This window comes from Streptomyces sp. NBC_00239 (assembly GCF_036194065.1).
Taxonomy (GTDB): Bacteria; Actinomycetota; Actinomycetes; order Streptomycetales; family Streptomycetaceae; genus Streptomyces.
Genome location: NZ_CP108095.1, coordinates 7,326,521 through 7,348,096, shown reverse-complemented (window position 1 = coordinate 7,348,096; position 21,576 = coordinate 7,326,521). Strand labels below are relative to the sequence as shown.

The 21,576-nt window shown below is 72.5% G+C and carries 21 protein-coding genes; 15 read left to right on the top strand and 6 right to left on the bottom strand.

What is annotated here, in order from left to right:
- Positions 1 to 63 precede the first annotated feature (63 nt).
- Both OG764_RS32595 and OG764_RS32590 read left to right on the top strand, forming a co-directional pair.
- Positions 64 to 852: a DeoR/GlpR family DNA-binding transcription regulator gene (locus OG764_RS32595; protein ID WP_328971922.1), complete on the top strand. Its 789-nt coding sequence runs from the start codon at positions 64 to 66 to the stop codon at positions 850 to 852.
- A gap of 246 nt (positions 853 to 1,098) precedes the next feature.
- The gene (locus OG764_RS32590; protein WP_328971921.1) at positions 1,099 to 2,040 is read left to right on the top strand and encodes a LysR substrate-binding domain-containing protein; all 942 of its coding nucleotides are present in this window, start codon (positions 1,099 to 1,101) and stop codon (positions 2,038 to 2,040) included.
- Positions 2,041 to 2,184: 144 nt separating this feature from the next.
- Here OG764_RS32590 and OG764_RS32585 read toward each other — a convergent pair whose 3' ends face one another.
- The 3 genes from OG764_RS32585 to tdh all read right to left on the bottom strand — a co-directional run bounded on the left by OG764_RS32585 (position 2,185) and on the right by tdh (position 5,477).
- Positions 2,185 to 3,099 (bottom strand): LysR family transcriptional regulator, encoded by a 915-nt coding sequence (locus tag OG764_RS32585; protein ID WP_328971920.1) that lies wholly within the window; start codon positions 3,097 to 3,099, stop codon positions 2,185 to 2,187.
- A 12-nt stretch (positions 3,100 to 3,111) separates the two neighbouring features.
- Positions 3,112 to 4,311 carry a glycine C-acetyltransferase gene (locus tag OG764_RS32580; protein ID WP_328971919.1) on the bottom strand — a complete coding sequence of 400 codons (1,200 nt, stop codon included), beginning with the start codon at positions 4,309 to 4,311 and terminating at the stop codon, positions 3,112 to 3,114.
- A 137-nt stretch (positions 4,312 to 4,448) separates the two neighbouring features.
- A complete protein-coding gene (gene tdh / locus OG764_RS32575) occupies positions 4,449 to 5,477 on the bottom strand; it encodes an L-threonine 3-dehydrogenase (protein ID WP_328971918.1) in 1,029 nt (342 codons plus the stop codon).
- 215 nt (positions 5,478 to 5,692) lie between these two features.
- Between tdh and OG764_RS32570 the strand changes: the two genes are divergently transcribed.
- From OG764_RS32570 to OG764_RS32540, 7 genes are all read left to right on the top strand, one after another.
- A complete protein-coding gene (locus tag OG764_RS32570) occupies positions 5,693 to 6,601 on the top strand; it encodes an alpha/beta hydrolase fold domain-containing protein (RefSeq protein ID WP_328971917.1) in 909 nt (302 codons plus the stop codon).
- A gap of 160 nt (positions 6,602 to 6,761) precedes the next feature.
- Entirely contained in the window at positions 6,762 to 7,628 is an 867-nt protein-coding gene (locus OG764_RS32565; RefSeq protein WP_328971916.1) for a hypothetical protein, read from the top strand.
- 143 nt (positions 7,629 to 7,771) lie between these two features.
- On the top strand, positions 7,772 to 8,617 hold the full coding sequence (locus OG764_RS32560; protein WP_328971915.1) for an aminoglycoside N(3)-acetyltransferase: 846 nt from the start codon (positions 7,772 to 7,774) through the stop codon (positions 8,615 to 8,617).
- A gap of 146 nt (positions 8,618 to 8,763) precedes the next feature.
- Entirely contained in the window at positions 8,764 to 10,371 is a 1,608-nt protein-coding gene (locus OG764_RS32555) for a serine hydrolase (RefSeq protein ID WP_328971914.1), read from the top strand.
- A 300-nt stretch (positions 10,372 to 10,671) separates the two neighbouring features.
- On the top strand, positions 10,672 to 11,097 hold the full coding sequence (locus OG764_RS32550) for a hypothetical protein (RefSeq protein ID WP_328971913.1): 426 nt from the start codon (positions 10,672 to 10,674) through the stop codon (positions 11,095 to 11,097).
- 122 nt (positions 11,098 to 11,219) lie between these two features.
- Positions 11,220 to 11,981, top strand: a complete 762-nt coding sequence (locus OG764_RS32545) for a 3-hydroxybutyrate dehydrogenase (RefSeq protein WP_328971912.1) — start codon at positions 11,220 to 11,222, stop codon at positions 11,979 to 11,981.
- 111 nt (positions 11,982 to 12,092) lie between these two features.
- Entirely contained in the window at positions 12,093 to 12,821 is a 729-nt protein-coding gene (locus OG764_RS32540; protein ID WP_328971911.1) for a peptidoglycan recognition protein family protein, read from the top strand.
- 46 nt (positions 12,822 to 12,867) lie between these two features.
- On the opposite strand, the gene OG764_RS32535 is transcribed toward OG764_RS32540, so the two are convergent.
- Complete coding sequence (locus tag OG764_RS32535; RefSeq protein ID WP_328971910.1) at positions 12,868 to 13,203, bottom strand: YnfA family protein; 336 nt, start codon at positions 13,201 to 13,203, stop codon at positions 12,868 to 12,870.
- 213 nt (positions 13,204 to 13,416) lie between these two features.
- Here OG764_RS32535 and OG764_RS32530 point away from each other — a divergent pair, with 213 nt between their 5' ends.
- The 6 genes from OG764_RS32530 to OG764_RS32505 all read left to right on the top strand — a co-directional run bounded on the left by OG764_RS32530 (position 13,417) and on the right by OG764_RS32505 (position 18,932).
- On the top strand, positions 13,417 to 13,566 hold the full coding sequence (locus OG764_RS32530; RefSeq protein WP_328971909.1) for a hypothetical protein: 150 nt from the start codon (positions 13,417 to 13,419) through the stop codon (positions 13,564 to 13,566).
- Positions 13,563 to 13,652, top strand: a complete 90-nt coding sequence (kdpF, locus tag OG764_RS32525; protein ID WP_328971908.1) for a K(+)-transporting ATPase subunit F — start codon at positions 13,563 to 13,565, stop codon at positions 13,650 to 13,652. The genes OG764_RS32530 and kdpF overlap by 4 nt, the downstream gene beginning before the upstream one ends.
- 8 nt (positions 13,653 to 13,660) lie before the next feature.
- Complete coding sequence (kdpA, locus tag OG764_RS32520; RefSeq protein WP_328971907.1) at positions 13,661 to 15,325, top strand: potassium-transporting ATPase subunit KdpA; 1,665 nt, start codon at positions 13,661 to 13,663, stop codon at positions 15,323 to 15,325.
- The gene (gene kdpB / locus OG764_RS32515; protein WP_328971906.1) at positions 15,322 to 17,427 is read left to right on the top strand and encodes a potassium-transporting ATPase subunit KdpB; all 2,106 of its coding nucleotides are present in this window, start codon (positions 15,322 to 15,324) and stop codon (positions 17,425 to 17,427) included. The genes kdpA and kdpB overlap by 4 nt, the downstream gene beginning before the upstream one ends.
- A 7-nt stretch (positions 17,428 to 17,434) precedes the next feature.
- Positions 17,435 to 18,151, top strand: coding sequence for a potassium-transporting ATPase subunit C (locus tag OG764_RS32510; protein ID WP_328971905.1), 717 nt, complete (start codon positions 17,435 to 17,437; stop codon positions 18,149 to 18,151).
- A gap of 97 nt (positions 18,152 to 18,248) precedes the next feature.
- Positions 18,249 to 18,932 carry a response regulator gene (locus OG764_RS32505; protein WP_328971904.1) on the top strand — a complete coding sequence of 228 codons (684 nt, stop codon included), beginning with the start codon at positions 18,249 to 18,251 and terminating at the stop codon, positions 18,930 to 18,932.
- Between the two features lie 205 nt (positions 18,933 to 19,137).
- Here OG764_RS32505 and OG764_RS32500 read toward each other — a convergent pair whose 3' ends face one another.
- Both OG764_RS32500 and OG764_RS32495 read right to left on the bottom strand, forming a co-directional pair.
- The gene (locus tag OG764_RS32500; protein WP_328971903.1) at positions 19,138 to 20,784 is read right to left on the bottom strand and encodes a trypsin-like serine protease; all 1,647 of its coding nucleotides are present in this window, start codon (positions 20,782 to 20,784) and stop codon (positions 19,138 to 19,140) included.
- A gap of 77 nt (positions 20,785 to 20,861) precedes the next feature.
- Positions 20,862 to 21,383, bottom strand: coding sequence for a hypothetical protein (locus OG764_RS32495; RefSeq protein WP_328971902.1), 522 nt, complete (start codon positions 21,381 to 21,383; stop codon positions 20,862 to 20,864).
- Positions 21,384 to 21,576: the final 193 nt, after the last annotated feature.

Below are 21,576 nucleotides of genomic sequence, written 5' to 3'. Positions count from 1 at the left end.
CCTGAGCTAGGGTCGGCAGGTACGACGCGCCGGCGATCACAGACGAGGAACACGGAGGTCCGGATGTCCCGCGACGCCCGCTGGAAGACCCTGATGGACCTGCTCGTGGAGCGCGGGCGCCTCGACGTGGACGCCACCGCCACTGAGCTCGGCGTGTCCGCCGCCACGGTCCGTCGCGACTTCGACCAGCTGGCCGAGCAGCAGCTCCTGGTGCGTACCCGGGGCGGCGCCGTCGTACACGGCGTGTCGTACGAACTCCCGCTGCGCTACCGCAGCTCGCGGCGCGCGGCCGAGAAGCAGCGCATCAGCGCCGCGGTGGCGGAACTGATCGCACCCGGCGAGGTGGTGGGCCTGACCGGCGGCACCACCACCACCGAGGTGGCGCGGGCGCTGGCGGCCCGCCCGGACCTGGCGGGCGGGGCGGCCGGCACCGTCACCCTCACGGTGGTGACCAACGCCCTGAACATCGCCGCCGAGCTGGCCATCCGGCCGCAGTTCAAGGTGGTGGTGACGGGTGGCGTGGCGCGGCCCCAGACGTACGAGCTGACCGGGCCGCTCGCCGACGGGGTGCTGGGGCAGATCACCCTGGACACCGCGGTGCTGGGCGTCGACGCCTTCGACCCGCGGGACGGGGCGTACGCGCACGACCAGGACGAAGCGGCGATCAACCGGCTGCTGTGCGAGCGGGCCCGGCGGGTGGTGGTGGCCACGGACTCCAGCAAGCTGGGGCGCCGCGCCTTCGCCCGGATCTGCCCGGCGGCCCGGGTCGACGTACTGGTCACGGACGCGTCGGTGGCGCCGGCGACGGTGGACGGGTTCCGCGACGCGGGCGTCGAGGTGCAGGTCGTCTGAACCCCCGTTCCCGACGACCCGCCCGGTCCCCCGTACGCCCGCGCCACGCGTCGGGGCGCCGCGGGTGCGAGAGGACAGCACGCGCGGCGGGGGCGGAGCGGCACAAAGCCGTGGGTAACCCATCGGTCAGGACAGCGTCGGCGCTCCGCGTACAGCCTCCCTCAAGCCGCTCACCAGGAACAACGCCGAAAGCTGCAACAATCGATCACTCTGGATTACCGATGCGGCGCCTGATGGGAGTGCGTGATGCTTGAGCGGCACGAACTGGACGGGTTCCTGGTCCTCGCCGAGGAGCTGCACTTCGGACGCGCCGCCGAGCGGCTGACGGTCTCCCGCGCGCACATCAGCCAGACCATCAAGAAGCTGGAGCGCCGGATCGGCGCTCCGCTGTTCATCCGCACGAGCCGCCAGGTGGCGCTGACCCCGCTCGGCGAGCAGCTGCGCGACGACCTCGCCCCGCACCACCACGCCATCGCGGAGGCGTTCCGGCGGGCCGTGGCGACCGCGCACGGCACCACCGGGACGCTGCGGGTCGGATTCGTCGGCGCGCTCTGGGGCCAGCTCTTCGTCCTCGCAGCGGACGCCTTCCGCGCGACGCACCCGGAATGCGAGATCCAGCTGCGCGAGTACGCCTTCGGGGTGGCGCAGCAGCCGGTGCGGGCGGGCGAGCTGGATCTGATGAACGCGAGCTTCCCGGTCCTGGAGGAGGACCTGACGGCGGGCCCGCCGGTGGTGCGCGAGCCCCGGGTGCTGGCGATCTCCTCCGGTCACCCGCTGGCCGCGCGCAGCACGCTGACCCTCGCCGACCTGGCCGGCCTCACCATGATCCAGACCCCGACCATGCCGGAGTACTGGTCCCGGTCGCGGTCGCTGCGGGAGGGCGCCGCGCCGGAGCCACCCCGCAAGGGCCCGCAGGCCAGCTCGCTCCAGGAGGGGCTCGCCCTGATCGCCGCCGGCAAGGGCGCGTACCCGGTGGGCGCCCAGGTGATGCGCTTCTACCTGCGGCCGGACCTCTCGTACATCCCGATCACGGACGCGCCGCCGCTGGACTGGGGGCTGGTCTGGAAGCGCGGCAACGAGACGCCGTTGCTGTGCGCCTTCGCCGAGGCGGTCCACGACGTCGCCCGCACCTCGGGGCATCCGGGCACCTCGCCCGAGGAGGTCGCGGGCCGCGGCCCGCAGGACTGACCGCCGCGCCGACCGGACCGTCGGGCGGCCGTGCCGCAACCGCCGCGCCGCAACCGCCCTGCCACAACCGCCCTGCCGCGACCGCCGTGCCGCCGCACGGCCGGTTCGCGCGTACCGGGGTCGCGTCCGTCCGGTCCGCCGGGGTCAGCCCGTCGACAGGCTCGCGGCCTCGTGCCGCAGCGCGTCGAGGACCGGGCGCAGGAGCGGGTGGCTCTGGGCGCCGCGGCGGACGGCGGCGAAGACCCGCCGGGTGGCCGCCTGCCCGGTGACGGGCCGCACGACGGTCTCCTTGAGTTCCATGCCGCGCAGTGCCGAGCGCGGGACGAGGGCGACGCCGGCGCCCGCGCCCGCCAGGGCCACGACGGCCCGGAAGTCGTCGGAGGAGTGCACCAGCCGGGGCTGGAAGCCGGCCAGTTCGCAGGCGAGTACGACCACGTCGTGGCAGGGGTTGCCGGGGCTCTGGCCGATCCAGTCGCTGTCGGCGAGCTCGGCCAGCGAGACGGCGGGGTGCATGGCCAGGGGGTGCGAGCCGGGCAGGACGACGTCGAAGGGTTCGGCGTACAGGGGGACGAGGGAGAGCCGGCCGTCGTCGGCGCCGGGGCCGCCGCGGTATTCGACGGCGAGCGCGAGGTCGGCCTCGCCGTCGAGCAGCAGGGGCAGGCTCTGGTCGCCCTCGGCGTCGCGGACCCGGACCCGGATGCCGGGGTGCTCGTGCCCGAGCCGGGCGAGTACGGGTGCCAGGACCTCGGCGATGCCGGTGGCGAAGGCCGCCACGGTCACCTCGCCCGCGGCGCCGCCCGCGTACGCGGCGAGCTCGGCCTCGGCCCGTTCCAGTTGGGCCAGCACCTCGTGGGTGTGGCCGAGCAGGATCTCGCCGGCGGCGGTCAGGCGGACCCCGCGGCCGCTGCGGGAGAAGAGGGCGTGCCCGGTCTCCTGCTCCAGCGCGGCGAGCTGCTGGGAGACGGCCGAGGGGGTCAGGTACAGCGCGGCGGCCGCGGCGGTCACCGTACGGTGGTCCGCCACGGCCCGCAGGATGCGCAGCCGGCGGGGGTCGATCACCCTGCCATTGTGTCAGGCCTCCAGGGCGGCCTTCGCGTCGACGAACGCGGCGACGGCCCGCTCGACGTCCTGGGTGGAGTGCGCGGCCGAGAGCTGGACCCGGATGCGGGCCTGGCCCATCGGGACCACCGGGTAGGAGAAGCCGATCACGTAGACGCCGCGCTCCAGGAGCAGCTCGGCCATCCGGGCGGCCACGGCGGCGTCGCCGATCATGACGGGGGCGATGGCGTGGTCGCCGGGCAGGATCTCGAACCCGGCCTCGGTCATCCTGGTGCGGAACAGCTTGGTGTTCTCGGCGAGCCGGTCGCGCAGGTCGCCCGCGGACTCCAGCAGGTCGAGGACCTTGAGGGAGGCGGCGGCGATCACCGGGGCGAGGGAGTTGGAGAACAGGTACGGGCGCGAGCGCTGGCGCAGCAGGGCGACGATCTCGGCGCGGGCGGCGACGTAGCCGCCGGAGGCGCCGCCGAGGGCCTTGCCGAGGGTGCCGGTGATGATGTCGACGCGGTCCATGACGCCGTGCAGCTCGGGGGTGCCGCGGCCGCCGGGGCCGACGAAGCCGACGGCGTGCGAGTCGTCGACCATGACCATGGCGTCGTAGCGGTCCGCGAGGTCGCAGATCTCCCGGAGGGGGGCCACGTAGCCGTCCATGGAGAACACGCCGTCGGTGACGATCAGCTTGCGGCGGGCGCCGCCCTCGGTGGCGTCCTTGAGCTGCTGCTCCAGGTCGGCGAGGTCGCGGTTGGCGTAGCGGAAGCGGCGGGCCTTGCTCAGCCGGATGCCGTCGATGATGCTCGCGTGGTTGAGGGCGTCGGAGATGACCGCGTCCTCGGCGCCGAGCAGGGTCTCGAAGACGCCGCCGTTGGCGTCGAAGCAGGAGGAGTAGAGGATCGTGTCCTCCTGGCCGAGGAAGGCCGACAGGCGTGCCTCGAGCTCCTTGTGGACCTCCTGGGTGCCGCAGATGAAGCGGACGGAGGCCATGCCGTAGCCCCAGCGGTCGAGGGCGTCCTTCGCGGCGGCGACGACCTCGGGGTGGTCGGCGAGGCCGAGGTAGTTGTTGGCGCAGAAGTTGAGGACCTCGCCGGGGGCGCCGCCGGCGGTGACGGCGACGGCGGCGTTCTGCGGGGTGCCGATGACGCGCTCGGGCTTGTGCAGGCCGGCGGCGCGGATCTCGTCGAGGGTGGCGCGGAGGTCGTCGCGTACGGACTCGAACATGTGCTGCTCCTTGTGCGGCGGGGCGACGGAAGAGACGTCAGGAGACGGGGAGGCGAGATGGGGGGCCGGGCCCCGCGGAGGGGGGGAGGGTTGCGGGGCCCGGCCGGGGAAGGGGGCGTGTCGGCCCCGTGGCAGGGTCAGGCGGTCCAGTCGAGGATGATCTTGCCGCTGCGGGCGGTGGCAGCCTCGTCGAACGCGGCCTCGAAGTCCCGGAAGCCGTACTTGCCGGTGATGACGGGGCTGAGGTCGAGCCCGCCCTCCAGCAGCACGGTCATCGCGTACCAGGTCTCGAACATCTCGCGGCCGTAGATCCCCTTGATCGTGATCATGGACGTGACGATCTTCGCCCAGTCCACGGGGAACTCCTGCGCCGGCAGGCCCAGCATGGCGATCTTGCCGCCGTGCGTCATGTTGTCGATCATGTCGCGCATCGCCTCGGCGCGGCCGGACATCTCCAGGCCGACGTCGAAGCCCTCGCGCAGGCCCAGCGTGCGCTGGGCGTCGGCGATGGAGGACTCGGCGACGTTGACGGCGAGCGTCGCGCCGGCCTTGCGGGCCAGCTCCAGGCGCTCCGGGCTGACGTCGGTGATCACGACGTTGCGGGCGCCGGCGTGCCGTGCCACGGCCGCGGCCATGATGCCGATCGGGCCCGCGCCGGTGATCAGGACGTCCTCGCCGACGAGCGGGAAGGACAGCGCGGTGTGCACGGCGTTGCCGAACGGGTCGAAGATCGCGGCGACGTCGAGGTCCACCTGCGTGCGGTGCACCCAGACGTTGGCGGCGGGCAGGACCACGTACTCGGCGAACGCGCCGTCGCGGCCGACGCCGAGGCCGACCGTGCTCCGGCACAGGTGGCGGCGGCCGGCCTGGCAGTTGCGGCACTTGCCGCAGACCAGGTGGCCCTCGCCGCTGACCAGGTCGCCCACGGCGATGTCCAGGACGCCCGCGCCGGTCGCGGCGACCTCGCCGACGAACTCGTGGCCGAGGATCAGCGGGGTCTTCACCGCGCCCTGCGCCCAGCCGTCCCACGACCGGATGTGCAGGTCGGTCCCGCAGATGCCGGTCCGCAGCACCTTGATCAGCACCTCGCCGGGGCCGTACTCGGGCTCCGGCACGTCCATGAGCCAGAGTCCGGGCTCGGCCGTGTGCTTGACGAGTGCCTTCATGGTGCGGCTCCAGGCAGGGGGTAGGCATGCGTGATTCCCGGGAGCCACACAGGCCCCGGGTTCCTCTCGGATGCGCACCAATGTGCCGAGAAGACCGGCCATCAGTCCATCGAGGATTTCTTAAGCGGGTCGACAGCTGAACTTCACGCCTATGCTCCTCACGTGCCGCGAACGAGCACGCTGCGGGACGGGCACCGCAGGGATGGGGGTGTGGGGTGACGGTCGTACCGAGTCTGCGCAGTCGAGCGCTGTCCGCCGCATGGGCCGTGTCGGGCCGCCGGCGGCGCTGGGCCAGCGCCGAGGCCGTACGGGCACGGGTGGCGGAGACCACCCGGCGGCCCTCGTCGCACCTTCCGCCGCGCAGCCTGGGGCGGGTCGCGGAGGTGTCCCGCACCATCGTCGGCGCCTGGCCGGTGTACGAGGTGTCGCCGCGGGACCGCGAGCCGACCGCCCGGGTGCTTTACCTGCACGGCGGCGGCTTCATCAACGAGCTGGTCCGCCCGCACTGGGCGCTGATCCGGACGCTGGTCACCGAGGCGGGGGCGCAGTGCGTGGTGCCGGCGTACACGCTGGCGCCCCGCGGGACCGCGGACCGGACGGTTCCGGTGGCGGCGGACCTGCTCAGCGGGCTGATCGCGAGCGGCGGACCCGGCCCGACGGTGCTGATGGGCGACTCGGCGGGAGCCGGCCTGGCGCTGGCCGCCGCACAGCGGCTGCGCGACCGCAGCGGGGCGCAGCCGTCCCGCATCGTGCTGCTCTCCCCCTGGCTGGACCTGTCGATGAGCCACCCGGAGCAGCCCGCGATCGAGGCGCACGACCCGGTGCTGGCGCGGGCCGGACTGCGCGAGGCCGGACGGCTGTACGCGGGCACCCTGGCGGCCGACGATCCGCGGGTCAGCCCCCTGTTCGGGTCGACGGCGGGGCTCGCGCCGCTGACGGTGTTCAGCGGCACCCGGGACGTGCTGGCGCCCGACAGCCGCGAGCTGCTGACGCGGGCCCGGCTGGCGGGCACCCCGGCGGAGCTGGTCGAGGCGGACGGGCAGCAGCACTGCTATCCGCTGCTGCCGGTGCCGGAGGGGCGGGCCGCCCGGGCGCGGATCGTCGCGCTGGTGTCGGGCGGGTAGTCCGCCGTTCCCGGGCCGGCCGACGGCCCTCGCCCCGGGCCCGCCGGCGGACGGTCGGCCGGGGGCTCGCGGAGGCTCGCGCACGCCCTGTTCAGGAGCCGGGTACCGGCCCATGATGGGCGGTGGCGTGGTGACCCGGGGGACATCGAGGAGGCCCACCGTGGGAAGGCGTGCGGACGAGGGGGCCGGGGCGGGCAGCGGCCAGCGGCGGGTCGGCCGGAACATGGTGCTCTTCACGATCCCGCTGATCCTGCTCACGTTGCTGTCGGCGCTGCTGGTCTGGGAGGTCGTACGGCTCAACCTGTCGGCGTCGGACCGGCGGGACTGGCCGTGGCGGCTGTCGCTGCTGGATCTGCAGTCGGTGTCCAACATGCTGGCGCTGACGGCGGGCGTGGCCTTCGCCCGCGCCCAGTACGCGCGTTCGGCGCGGCCGCAGATCGGCTGGTCGGGGGCCCCGGACGACAACACGTACGGGATGGCGGGCAGCAAGGTGTGGGTGGTGCAGGCGCTCAACGGCGGCACGCACAGCGCCACGGTGGAGAGCGTCGCCTACCGGATCGAGTGGATGACCACCGACTCCACCGGGCGGCGGCTGCAGACCGACTGGATCACCGGCGAGGCGGCGATCTCCGAGCTGATGCGCGGACACCCCTCGGACCCGGCCGGGGAGCAACTGGCCAACGGCCGGGACTTCTACCTCAACACCATCGGGTACGGCGGCCAGTTGGGCACGATCGACGTGGGCCGGTTCTCGATGCGGCTGGTGGACCGGCTGCACGACATCGAGCTGCGGCTGCGGGTGGCCGACGCCGCCGGCGACCGGCACGAGCGGGTGCTGTGCTGCCTCAAGGGCGCGAAGGGCGAGATGCGCAGCGCGCTGGTGGCGGAGGCGGCGGCCGGACGGGGCGCGGGCCTGGAGGCGGTGGGCGGGGGCGCGGCCGGGGGCGCGGCCGGGGGCGGGGGCGCAACCGCGGGGGCGGGCCCGGCGGAAGGGACGGCCGAAGGGGCAGCGGAGGGGGCGGCCTGATGACGGGCGCGACCCCGGCGCCGGGGGCTCCGGCCGGCCGGCCCCCTCGCCCGTTCGGGTGGCCCGGGGCGAGTGCCGCTCCCGCGTGCGGCGGGCGCCCTACGATGGGCGGCGCTCCTCCGCATCACAGGAATGAGACGGGTTTGAACACCCAGCACACCACCGCGCAGAGCGCCTTGCGCAGCGCCGTGCACACCGAGGGCCAACTGGCGGGACAGCTTTCCGCGTTGGGCGTGGAAGCGGGCGGCGTCCTGATGGTGCACGCCTCGATGCGGTCGGTCGGTCCGGCCGGTCCGGAACCCGGCCGCGGCTCGGAATCGGTGCTGCGGGCCCTGCGCACCGCGCTCGGTCCGGCCGGGACGCTGGTCGTCCCCACCTTCACGCCGGAGAACTCCGACACCTCGCCGTACTACCGGGACGCGATCCGGGGGCTCGGGCCGGAGGCGGTGGCCGCGCTCCGCGACCGGATGCCCCCCTTCGACCCGGCGCTCACGCCCGCCCCGACGATGGGGATCCTTGCCGAAACGACACGGCGGGCGCCGGGCGCGCTGCGGAGCGGGCATCCGCAGACCTCGTTCGCCGCGCTCGGCCCGGAGGCGGGCAAGGTCGTCGCCGGTCACCGCCCGGACTGCCACCTCGGCGAGGACTCCCCGCTGGCGCGGCTGTACGACATGCGGGCCCAGGTGCTGCTGCTGGGGGTCGGCTTCGACCGCTGCACCGCCTTCCACCTGGCCGAATACCGGGTCCCCGGGCCGCCGCGCCGCGACTACCGCTGTGTGGTCGCCCACGACGGGGTGCGCCGGTGGTGGCGGTACGAGGACGTGGACCTCGACGACGGCGACTTCGCGGCGCTCGGCGCCGATTTCGCGGACTCCGGGGCGCCCGGCCCGGTCCGTTCGGGCCCGGTCGGGTCGGCCACGGCCCGCCTCTTCCGCTTCCGCGACGCGGTCGACTTCGCACGGAACTGGCTGCCGGCACACCGCTCTTGACCCCGGCCCGGGCGGGGCGGCGCCGGGGCCGAGCCGGTCGCACCTCCCGCACCGGCCGGTCCACCGCCCGGCCCGCGGGTCCCGCCGGGCCGCCCGCGGCAGCGCTGGGCAGGACAGCGCGAGCCGCCGGGCGTTGAATGGGCTGTATGCATGCCATACGGAGCGTGCGGCCCCGCCGGCGCGGGCGCCGACTGCTCGCCGCGAGCGCGATGGCCGTACTGCTGGCCGCGGGCACGCTGCCGGGCGCCGCGGTGGCCGCGGATCCCACGCCGCCGCCGGAACCGGGGCCGCTGCTCAACGAGGAGAAGGTGCAGGAGGCGCTCCGGCGCCTGGACGGTTTCGTCGCCGGCACGATGCGCGACACCGGGGTGCCGGGGGCCGCGGTGGCGGTGGTGTACCGGGACCAGGTGGTGTACCTGAAGGGCTTCGGGGTGCGCCGGGCCGGCGAGAGCGCGCGGGTCGGGCCGGACACCGTGTTCCAGCTGGCCTCGCTGTCCAAGCCGCTCGCCTCGACGGTGGTCGCGTCGGCGGTCGGGGGCGGCGGGGTGCGCTGGGAGGACCCGGTGTCGAAACTGCTGCCGGGCTTCGCGCTCAAGGATCCGTGGGTGAGCGGGCACGCCGACGTCGCGGACCTGTTCGCGCACCGCAGCGGGCTGCCGGACCACGCCGGCGACCTGCTGGAGGACCTCGGCTTCGACCAGTCGTACATCGTGCGGCACCTGAAGTACGAGCCGCTGGCGCCGTTCCGGGCGAGTTACGCCTACACCAACTTCGGCCTGACGGCGGCGGCCGAGGGGGTGGCCCGGGCCAAGGGCGTCAGCTGGCAGAAGCTGAGCAGCGACCTGCTCTTCAACCCGGCCGGGATGACCGCCACCAGCACCCTGTTCGCGGACTACACGAAGGCCGCGAACCGGGCCTCGGGCCACCAGAAGAGCGCGGACGGCGACTGGCTGCCGCAGCACGTCCGGGACGCCGACGCACAGGCCCCGGCGGGCGGCGCCAGCTCCACCGCACGCGACATGGCGCGCTGGCTGCGCCTCCAGCTCTCCGCGGGCACCCTGGACGGCGAGCGGATCGTCGACGCCGACCAGCTCCTGCGCACCCACCAGCCGCAGAGCGTCCTGCACCCCTCCACCACGCCCGCCGGCCGCACCGGCTTCTACGGCCTCGGCTGGAACGTGTCGTACGACGAACTCGGCCGGCTGCGGCTCAGCCACTCCGGCGCGTTCGCGCTGGGCGCCAACACCAGCGTGACCATGCTGCCGGTGGAGAAGCTCGGCATCGTCGTCCTCACCAACGCGGCGCCCACGGGCCTGCCGGACGCGGTGGCACTCGACTTCTTCGACACCGCGCAGTACGGCAAGCCGCGGGCCGACTGGATGGCCCTCAGCGCCGCGGTCTACGCGCAGCAGCTGGATGGCGGCCGCTCCCCCACCGACTACGCCCGCCCACCGGCCGATGCCGCGCCGGCCCGCGAGGACGCCGCGTACACGGGCGCGTACGAGAACCCGTACTACGGCCGGCTGACCGTCACCCGGAGCCCGGACGGGCTGGTGCTGCTGCTGGGGCCGAAGCCGATGCGCTTCCCGCTCACGCACTACGACGGCGACACCTTCAGCTTCGTGACGACGGGCGAGAACGCGGTGGGGCGGACCGGGGTCACGTTCAAGGACGACACCGTACGGGTCGAATACCTCGACGCGAACGAGCTCGGCACCTTCACACGGGTCGCCGGGCCGTCGACGCCCAGGTAACGGGGATGTTGCAACTTCCTCCCATAGGTGCCGTTTTCGACGGAAGGGACGCTTCCTCTATCCCCCGGTGCCAGGTGGCGCATAATTGGTTGAAATGCGGCCGGAATGACGCTTCCGGTCGTGCCGTGACACGCATGCAACGGGGGCATCGTGCCGATCGACGACAGGGGAATTCCGGGAGCGTTGCGCGATGACGCCGCCCGGACCGGCGGACCACCGACCACGACGACGACCACCGCGACGACCACGAGAACGAGAACGAGAACGACGGCACCGGCGGGAGCCACGGCGCTCGCGACGGTGCCGGACAGCGCGGACGAGCTGTCCCGGCTGATGACCGCGGTACGTCGCGGGCGGGTCCTGACCGTGACGGGCAGGCGCCGGGAGCCCGCCGGGCGGCTGGTGCGCGAGCTCGCGCACCGGCTGGCCTCCAACTTCTTCGACGGCACGGCCGTCGTGAGCATGGACCGCAGCTTCGGCCCCGCCGACCTGGCGGCCTCACTCGGCTGCCTGGAGGGCATGCCGTTCCTGCCCTGCGGCACGATGGACGCGACGTCGTGGCTGGCCGAGCGGGACATGCTACTCGTCCTGGAAGGCACCGAGCAGCTCGACGCCGAGGCCCTGGGCTGGCTGCGCAGGCTGCTCGCGTCGGCGCCCGGGGTCCGGATCCTCGCCGCGGGACCGGCGCCGCTCGGCCTGGAACGGGAGCTGGTGTACCGGCTGTAGACCGGCCGCGCGCCCCGTCCCGGCGAGCGGCGCCGGGCAGGCTGCGGCCACCACTCGCGACCGCCGAGGTGTGGTGGCCGCAGCCATGGGCAGGGCGGGCGCGGGTGCCTAACGTTCCCGCCATGACGAGTGAAAGTCTCCCGGCCCTCAGCGGCCGTACCGCCCTGGTCACCGGGGGCGGCAGCGGGATCGGGCTGGCCTGCGCCCGGGCCCTGGCCGAGGCCGGGGCCGCCGTGCACATCGTGGACGTCAACGCCGAGTCGGCGAAGGCGGCCGCGGCGGCCGTCGGCGGCGAGGCGCACGTGGCGGACCTGGCCGACGCCGCGGCCGTCGAGGGCCTGCCGGCCGCCGTGGACATCCTGGTCAACAGCGCCGGGCTGCAGCACGTCGCCCCGGTCGAGGAGTTCCCGCCGGACCGCTTCGAGCTCATCCAGCGGGTCATGGTGACGGCGCCGTTCCTGCTCGTGCGGCGCTGCCTGCCGCACATGTACGCCGGCGGCTGGGGCCGGATCGTGAACATCTCCAGCGTGCACGGGCTGCGGGCCAGCCCCTTCAAGGCGGCGTACGTGGCCGCCAAGCACGGGCTCGAAGGCCTCAGCAAGGTCGTCGCACTGGAAGGCGCCTCGCACGGCGTCACCAGCAACTGCGTCAACCCCGGCTACGTACGGACTCCGCTGGTGGAGGGTCAGATCGCGGCGCAGGCCGCCCTGCACGGCATCCCGCCGGAGCAGGTGGCCGCCGACGTGCTGCTCCATCGGGCCGCCATCAAACGGCTGATCGAGCCGGAGGAGGTCGCCGCGGTCGCCGTCTGGCTCTGCGGCCCGCTCACCGGGTACATCTCGGGCACCTCCGTCCCCGTGGACGGCGGCTGGGGCGCCCACTGAGGGGCGACACGAGGTGTCCCCTTCCCCGCCGTCGCGCCGGTCTGCCTCTTTAATCACTGGTGTCACCGCCATCACTGGTGTCACCCGCGACGTCACGAGGAACGGACCCACATGACGATCCCGACGGCACCCTCCGGGCCCGGCCGCCGCACCGTCCTGGCCGGCGCGCTGTCCCTGGGAACCGCCCTGGGCGCGCTCGGGAGCACCGGACAGGCCCTGGCCGCGGCCCGGACCCCGGGCGGCGCGCCGGTCCCCGGCGTCATCCACGACTGCGAGGAGTGGGGCGCCCGGCCGCCCAGGAGGCCGGTCAGCGTGCTCGACGCCCGGGCGCAGAAGATCATCGTCCACCACACCGCGACGGCCAACGTGACCGACCTCAGCAGCGCCCGCGCGATCACGCTGGCCCGCGCCATGCAGCGGTACCAGATGGACACGGGGGGCTGGATCGACACCGGCCAGCACTTCACCATCAGCCGGGGCGCGTACGTCATGGAGGGCCGGCACGAGAGCCTGGCCGCACTGCGCAGCGGCACGGAGATCGTCGAGGGCGCGCACTGCGCCGGCCAGAACACGGTCGCCATCGGCATCGAGAACGAGGGCACCTACGTCACCGTGGAGCCGCCCGCCGAGCAGTTCGCGGCGCTGACCGACCTGTGTGCCGAGGTGTGCCGGCAGTACGGGATCCAGCCTTACCGGATCTACGGGCACCGTGACTTCAACAACACGCAGTGCCCCGGCGACCGCCTCTACGCCCTCCTGCCGCAGCTGCGCGCGGACGTGGCCACCCGGCTCGGCGAGGACCCGGTCCTGGCCTGGGCGGGGAGCGTCCTGCCGGAGTGACACCGCGGGACACGCCGGCGCGGCGGCCGTCCGGGCGCCCGCCGGCTCAGTGGCCACGGGGTGCGTACATGATCACGGCCATGCCGGCCAGGCAGACCAGGGCGCCGATGACGTCGTAGCGGTCCGGCCGGTAGCCGTCGGCGACCATGCCCCAGGCGATGGACCCGGCGACGAAGACGCCGCCGTACGCCGCGAGGATGCGACCGAAGTCCTCGTCGTGCTGGAAGGTGGCGACGACCCCGTACAAGCCGAGGGCGACGACGCCGGCTCCGATCCAGATCCAGCCCTTGTGCTCGCGGATGCCCTGCCAGACCAGCCAGGCGCCCCCGATCTCGAAGAGGGCGGCCACGGCGAACAGGGCGACGGAACGGGCTACGGTCACGGCTCCGACTGTATGCGCAGGTCACAGCCACCGGCCCCCGCCACCCGTCGCAGCCGCCGATCACATCCGCCGGTCCCGTCCGCGGATCACGTCGGCCGATGAGCAGGTGCGGGCGCGGGCGTCGGCGCGGGTCCGCGTCCGCGTATCGAAGGCGTCAAGACTTCCGGGGCGCCCGTATGGAGCCCGTCAAAGAGTCTTAGCACCCCGCTGACCTTGCGCTTTGCTCGTCTCAGGCCGCTTTGGCCTCATCCACTCCATCTCTTCATCCAGGAGCTCACGATGGCCGATCTGGCCTTCGTCGTCACCACGCTCGCGGTGTTCGCGCTGGTGGCCCTCGTCGCCCGGGGGGTGACCAAGCTGTGAACGCCGAAAGCGTCGTCGGCCTGCTGGTCGCCGTGTCCCTGCTCGGATACCTCGTCCTCGCCCTCGTGTACCCGGAGAGGTTCTGAGCACTGCCATGAGTCCCGCATTCGCTGGTGCGCTCCAGCTGCTCGCGCTGATCGCCGCGCTCGCGCTGGCATACCGACCCCTGGGCGACTACATGGCCCGCGTCTACTCCTCCGAGCGCCACTACGCGCCGGAGAAGTGGATGTACAAGGCCATCGGCGCGAACCCGAACGCCGAGATGCGCTGGCCCGCCTACCTGCGCGCCGTCCTCGCGTTCTCGGCCGCGAGCGTCCTGTTCCTGTACGTGCTCCAGCGCGCCCAGGGGGTCCTGCCCGGCTCGCTCGGCTTCGTGTCGATCGACCCGGACCAGGCCTTCAACACCGCCGCCTCGTTCGTCGCGAACACCAACTGGCAGTCGTACGCGGGCGAGCAGGCCATGGGCCACGTCGTGCAGACGGGCGGTCTGGCCGTCCAGAACTTCGTGTCCGCCGCGGTCGGCATGGCCGTCGCGGTGGCCCTCGTACGCGGCTTCGCCCGCTCGCGGACCGGTGAGCTGGGCAACTTCTGGGCCGACCTGGTGCGCGGCACCGTCCGGATCCTGCTGCCGCTGTCCGTGGTCGGCGCCCTGGTGCTGGTCGCGTGCGGTGTGATCCAGAACTTCGCCGGGATCCACGAGGTCGGGCAGTTCCTGGGCGGCACCCAGCAGTGGAACGGCGGGGCGGTCGCCTCGCAGGAGGTGATCAAGGAGCTGGGCACCAACGGCGGCGGTTACTTCAACGCCAACTCCGCCCACCCCTTCGAGAACCCCACCCCGTTCTCGAACCTGTTCGAGATCTTCCTGATCCTGCTGATCCCGTTCGCGCTGACCCGCACGTTCGGCCGGATGGTCGGCAACCTGCGCCAGGGCTACGCGATCCTCGCGACGATGGCGACGATCTGGATCGGCTTCACCGCTCTGATGATGTGGACCGAGTTCGCCCACCACGGCCCGGCCCTCGACGTCGCCGGCGGTGCGATGGAGGGCAAGGAGACCCGCTTCGGCATCGGCGCGTCCGCTATCTTCTCCGTCGCCACGACGCTGACCTCCACCGGTGCGGTCAACTCGTTCCACTCCTCCTACACCGGCCTCGGCGGAGGGATCCAGCTGCTGGGCATGCAGCTCGGTGAGATCGCGCCCGGCGGTGTCGGCTCCGGCCTCTACGGCATGCTGATCATGGCGGTCATCGCGGTGTTCATCGCCGGTCTGATGGTCGGCCGCACCCCCGAGTACCTGGGCAAGAAGATCGGCACCCGCGAGATCAAGTTCGCGGCCTGCTACATCCTCGTCACCCCCGCCCTGGTCCTGTGCTTCACCGCGGCGGCCATGGCCCTGGACACCCCCGCGCACTCGATGACCAACACGGGCGCGCACGGCTTCTCCGAGATCCTGTACGCCTACACCTCCGGGGCCAACAACAACGGCTCCGCGTTCGCCGGCCTCAACGCCGACACCCAGTGGTTCAACAGCACCATCGGCATCGCCATGCTGCTGGGCCGCTTCCTGCCCATGGTGTTCGTCCTCGCGCTGGCCGGCTCGCTCGCAGAGCAGAAGCCGGTCCCCGAGACCGCGGGCACCCTGCGCACCGACAAGCCGCTCTACTCGGGCCTCCTCGTCGGCACCATCCTCATCGTCACCGGTCTGACCTACTTCCCCGCGCTCGCGCTGGGACCGCTCGCCGAAGGGCTCGCATCATGAGCACCATCACCCCGACCCGTGCTCCCCACGAGGACCTTCCCACCGGCCACGAGCCGGGCGCCGGACGCGTCGGCGGCGGCCTGTTCGACCCGAAGGCACTGCTGAAGTCCTTCCCGGACGCGGTGCGGAAGCTCGACCCGCGCGTGATGGTCACGTCGCCGGTCATGTTCGTGGTGCTGATCGGTTCGGTCGTCACCACCGTGCTGGCGCTGAAGGACCCGTCGGACTGGTTCGGCTGGGCGATCACCGCGTGGCTGTGGCTGACCACGATCTTCGCCAACCTCGCGGAGGCCGTCGCCGAAGGCCGCGGCAAGGCGCAGGCCGACACCCTGCGCAAGGCCAAGACCGACACCGTCGCCCGCCGCCTGCCCACGGACGGCGGCGGCGAGGAGCAGGTCCCCGGCACCGAGCTGAAGGTCGGCGACCTGGTCGTCTGCGAGGCCGGCGACATCATCCCCGGTGACGGCGACGTCGTCGAGGGCGTCGCCTCGGTAGACGAGTCCGCCATCACCGGCGAGTCCGCGCCCGTCATACGCGAGTCCGGCGGCGACCGCTCGGCCGTCACCGGCGGGACCAAGGTGCTCTCCGACCGCATCGTCGTCAAGATCACGACGAAGCCCGGAGAGACCTTCATCGACCGGATGATCGCGCTGGTCGAGGGCGCGTCCCGGCAGAAGACGCCCAACGAGATCGCGCTGAACATCCTGCTCGCCTCGCTGACGATCGTCTTCCTGCTGGCCGTGGTCACGCTCCAGCCCTTCGCGATCTACGCCGGCGCCGAGCAGTCGCTGATCGTGCTGACCGCTCTGCTGGTCTGCCTGATCCCGACCACCATCGGCGCACTGCTGTCCGCGATCGGCATCGCGGGCATGGACCGCCTGGTGCAGCGCAATGTCCTCGCCATGTCCGGCCGTGCGGTCGAGGCCGCCGGCGACGTCTCCACCCTGCTGCTCGACAAGACCGGCACCATCACCCTCGGCAACCGCCAGGCCTGCGAGTTCGTACCCGTCAAGGGAACGACGGAAGCCGAGCTGGCGAACGCCGCCCAGCTGTCGTCCCTCGCGGACGAGACCCCCGAGGGCCGCTCCGTCGTGGTCCTCGCGAAGGAGAGGTACGGTCTGCGCGAGCGCCGGCAGGGCGAGCTCGCGCACGCCGAGTGGATCGCGTTCACCGCCCAGACCCGCATGTCGGGTGTGGACGTGGACGGCATGCAGACCCGCAAGGGTGCGGCCGGCTCGGTCGCCGCCTGGGTCGAGGAGCAGGGCGGCCGGGTCGCCGAGGACGCGCAGGCGCTCACGGACCGGATCTCCCAGGCCGGCGGCACCCCGCTGCTCGTCGCGGTCAACGGCGGCGAGGGCGCCCGCGTGCTCGGTGTCATCCACCTCAAGGACGTGGTCAAGGAGGGCATGCGGGAGCGGTTCGACGAGCTGCGGCGCATGGGCATCAAGACCGTCATGATCACCGGGGACAACCCGCTGACCGCGAAGGCCATCGCCGAGGAGGCGGGTGTCGACGACTTCCTCGCCGAGGCCACCCCCGAGGACAAGATGGCCCTCATCAAGCGGGAGCAGGCCGGCGGCAAGCTCGTCGCGATGACCGGTGACGGTACGAACGACGCCCCGGCGCTGGCGCAGGCCGATGTCGGCGTGGCCATGAACACCGGCACCTCGGCCGCCAAGGAGGCCGGGAACATGGTCGACCTGGACTCCAACCCCACCAAGCTCATCGAGATCGTGGAGATCGGCAAGCAACTCCTGATCACCCGCGGAGCCCTGACGACGTTCTCCATCGCCAACGACGTCGCAAAGTACTTCGCGATCATCCCGGCCATGTTCGCGGTGGTCTACCCCGGCCTCGACAAGCTGAACATCATGGGCCTGGCCTCCCCCGAGTCCGCGATCCTCTCCGCCGTCGTCTTCAACGCGCTGATCATCATCGCGCTCGTGCCGCTCGCCCTCAAGGGCGTCCGGTACCGGCCCACCAGCGCCGACAGGATGCTCCGCCGCAACATCGGGATCTACGGACTCGGCGGCCTCGTCGCCCCGTTCCTCGGCATCAAGCTCATCGACATGCTCATCACCCTCATCCCCGGAATCGGCTGAGACGACCATGAACAACTCTGTAGGCAACACCGCGCGCCTGATCGGTGCGGGCCTCCGAGCCCTCCTCGTCCTGACCGTGATCTGCGGGGTCCTCTACCCGCTCGCCGTCACCGGGATCGCCCAGGCCCTCTTCAACGACAAGGCCGACGGCTCCGAGATCAAGGACCACAGCGGCCGGGTCGTCGGCTCCGCCCTCATCGGCCAGAGCTACAACCTGCCGAAGCACGACCCGAACGACGCGGAGGAGGCGGCCGAGCCGGACCTCAAGTGGTTCCAGCCGCGCCCCTCCAACGGCCTCGGCAGCAACAGCGTCAACACCCGGTACTCGCTGATCCTGTCCGGCGCCACCAACCGGTCCGCCGACAACGGCGCGATCGACGGCACGTGCACGAAGGACGCGGCAGAAGGCACCCTCTGCGCCCAGGTCCTCGCCGCCAAGGAAGCCGTCATCGCGGACAACTCCACGGCCTCGTACCAGGTCAAGGCGGAGGACGTGCCGGCCGACGCCGTCACCTCCTCCGGCTCCGGCCTCGACCCGGACATCTCCCCCGCGTACGCCGAGCTCCAGGTCCACCGGGTCGCCGAGCGCAACAAACTCGACGTCAAGCAGGTCGAAAGGCTCGTCTCCGACCACACCACCGGCCGCACCCTCGGCTTCATGGGCGAGCCCCGCGTCAACGTCCTCGAACTCAACACCGCCCTCAAAGCCCTGACCACGAGCTGACCGCCCCGTACCCAGGGACCGGGAACCGGTGGGACGCGGAGGTCGCGCGCTCACCGGTTCCCCCGACCGCCCGCGACGAAGGAAAGGCTGTACCCCCATGACCCGGGTGCTGGTGGTGGAGGACGATCCGCAGCTGGTGCGCGCCCTGAAGATCAACCTTCAGGCGCGGAAGTTCGAGGTCGACGAGGCCGACGGCGGCGCGGCGGCGCTCCGGCTCGCCGCCGACCGGAAGCCGGACGTCATCCTGCTGGACCTCGGCCTGCCGGACATGGACGGCGTCGACGTGATCAGGGGTGTGCGCGGGTGGAGCAGGGTGCCGATCCTGGTGCTGTCCGCCCGGCACACCTCCGAGGAGAAGATCCGGGCGCTGGACGCCGGCGCCGACGACTACGTGACGAAGCCGTTCAGCATGGACGAGCTGCTGGCCCGCCTGCGCGCGGCCACCCGGCGGCACGGGGAACCGGCCTCCGCCGCCGGGACCTCCCGGGTGACCACCGGCGACTTCACCGTCGACGTGGCCGCCCGGAAGGTGGTGCGGGGCGACCGCGCCGTCCGCCTGACACCCACCGAGTGGCACCTGCTGGAGCTGCTCATCGCCCGCCCCGGCCACCTCGTCTCCCAGCGCAAGCTGCTGCTGGAGGTGTGGGGTCCCACCTCCGCGGAGCACACCAACTACCTCCGGGTGTACATGGCGCAGCTGCGGCGCAAGCTCGAAGCGGACCCTTCGCACCCGCGGTACCTGATCACCGAGCCGGGCATGGGCTACCGCTTCGAACCCTGACCGTCGGGCCACCCCCGGCGGCGGACTGGGCACGGTCCTCACCCTCCCCACCGCCGGCGCGCCCCGCCCGTGCCTCCGGAACTCCCGGCCTCGGCCGTGACCTGAGCCCGCCCGGGCGGCGGGCCGCCGAACGTCCGGCATGACGGAGCCCGCCCACCCGCCCCGGGACGGGGACGGATGGGCGGGCGCGGCGAGCGGCTCGGGATCAGAGCGTGCCGGCGAGGGCGATGCTGCCGAGCGGGGTGGCCGCGATGCCCTGGATCGTGGGCACGGTGACCGGGGTGGTGAAGATGCGTCCGGCGGTGTTCCGGGAGGTCTCCACGACGCGGTTGTCGCTGGTGGTGAAGGCGAAGTGCGGGTCGTGCTCCTTGGTGGACGCGCCCACCGACTTGGTGGTGATGTTGCCGAGGTGCGCGGTCAGCTCCGTGAGCGGGGTCCAGACGCCCGTGTCCTGGCGGGCGACGTGGTACTGGCGGGTGCCGTTGTCGGTGGCGAAGACGACGTGGGCGACGGTGCCCTGGCCGGCCATGGCCACGGACGTGATCGGGCCGGTGGCGCCGATGGCACCGGCGACGTCGCCCCAGACGGTCCAGTGACCGGCGGTGGTGCGCAGCGTGTGGAAGGCCTTGCCGCCGGTGACGGCGATGACCTGGAGCTTGCCGCCGGTGTTGGCGGTGGCGATGGAGGTCACGCCGCTCATGGGGCTGCTCACGGCGGCGACGTCACCGAAGGGGGCCCAGTTGCCGGCCGCCGTGCGGACGGTGTGGAAGACCTTGCCGTTGGCGACCGCGACCAGCTGCATCTCGCTGCCGGTGGAGACGGCCGACAGCTGGGTGACGTTGGTGAGCACGCCGGCCTCGCCGAAGACGTCACCGAAGGCGCCCCAGGTGCCGTCCAGCTTGCGGATGGTGTGGTAGATGCGGCCGTTGGTGCCGAGCGCCACCACGTGGGTGTCGCCGTTGATCCCGGCGACGGTGGCCGTGCGGATGCCGCCGATGTTCCCGGCCTTGGACTGGACGTCGGTGAAGCCGGTCCAGGAATTGTCGGCCAGGCGGATGCCCTGGTAGAGGGAGTTGCCCGCCTGGACGACGGCCTCGGTCTTCCAGCCGAGGGTCGTCGAGCGCACCTCGGCGGCCCACACCCGCAGGTTGTCGGCGCGCGCGGAGATGGCGCCGGTGCGGGTCTCCGTGGCGGGGGCGGCGAAGCAACCACCCTGCCAGGAGCGGCTGTTGATGCCGACGAGCTGACCGGCCGCGTTGAAGAGCGGGCCGCCGGTGTCGCCCTTGCAGATGGCGTCGGCGCCCTTGCCGGTGATGGTGAGGGTGCTGGTGTCGGACGCGTTGAGCGTGAAGGTGCCGGTGTGGAGCTTGCCCGGCACCCACTCGGTCTTCGTACGTCCGAACCCGGCCGCGGTGAGGTCGAGGCCGGTCGCGGGAGCGTCCTGGGCGATCCGGGCCCACGGCAGACCGACGGCCGGGCTGGCCAGGCGGCCCAGGACGAGGTCGCGGTCGGTGCGGGGCACGAGGTCGACGACCTCGACGGCCTTGCCGTCGGCCAGCGTGGCGACGGACTTCAGCGCCGGCTTGCCGGCCGGGACCGAGGTGCCGGGGGTGGCGGCGAAGCAACTGGCGGCCGTGATGATCCAGTTGTCGTCGAGCAGGGCGGCCGTGCAGCCGCGGGAGTTGGTCTCGTCGCCCACGGTCAGCTGCACGACGGCCTTGTTCGTGAACAGGTCCGGGGCTTCGGGGCCGGTGAGGGCGAAGGCGGGGGCGGCGGAGATCAGGCCGGCGGCGACCGCGGTGGCGGAGAGCAGGACGGTCATCCGCGCCGGGCGCAGACGGGGTGCGAGCATGGTTCTTCCTTCGGTGAACGGGTGCGCGGGGAAGTGAACGGGTGCCGTACGGCGGCCGCTTGGGCGCCGTGCGGGTGCTACTTGGAGGTGCGGATCTCCATGAGCATGAACTCGCGGCCCTGCTCGTCGGCGCTCTCGCCGACCGCGGTCCAGGAGTTCTTGTTGACGTCCCACGTCTTCTCTTCCGCGCCGACCTTCATGTCGACCTGGGCGGCGTAGTCGTTGCCCTTGACGGCGAAGACCGAGGGGATCTCCAGGGTCAGGTAGCCGGTGGTGCCGGTGACCTTGAAGCAGATCTTCTCCTTGGCGCGGGACCAGACCTCCAGGAGGTTCGTCGCGCTCGCGCAGTCGGCGAGGAGGATGTGGCCGTCACCGCGCTTGAGGGTGATGTTCTGCTCGGCGAGGATCTTGTCCGCGTTCGGGTAGCCGAAGTCCTCGATCGCGTACCCGGGACCCTCCTCGGCGATGCCCTTCATCGCGGTGACGTCCGCAGCGCCGCCCCCGGTGGCGCCACCCGCCCCGGCGATCGCCAGCCACGCCAGCGCGCCGGCGGCCGTGGCCGCGGCCACCGTACGGACGACATTCTTCCGTGCCTTCATCCCTACCCCAGTCTTCAGTTCCGGTTCACTGACCGGAAAGCTCCATACGGATGCGAAGGCTCAAGCCCAACCAAGCGAGAGACACGTCAAAGGACGGGTGTTCTCTCCTTGGAAGCCCCCAACTTCCTCCGGGATCTTAGACCCACACCCGGAGCGGAAATCAAGTCGGAAAAATGAAAGCGAGAGGCCCTCG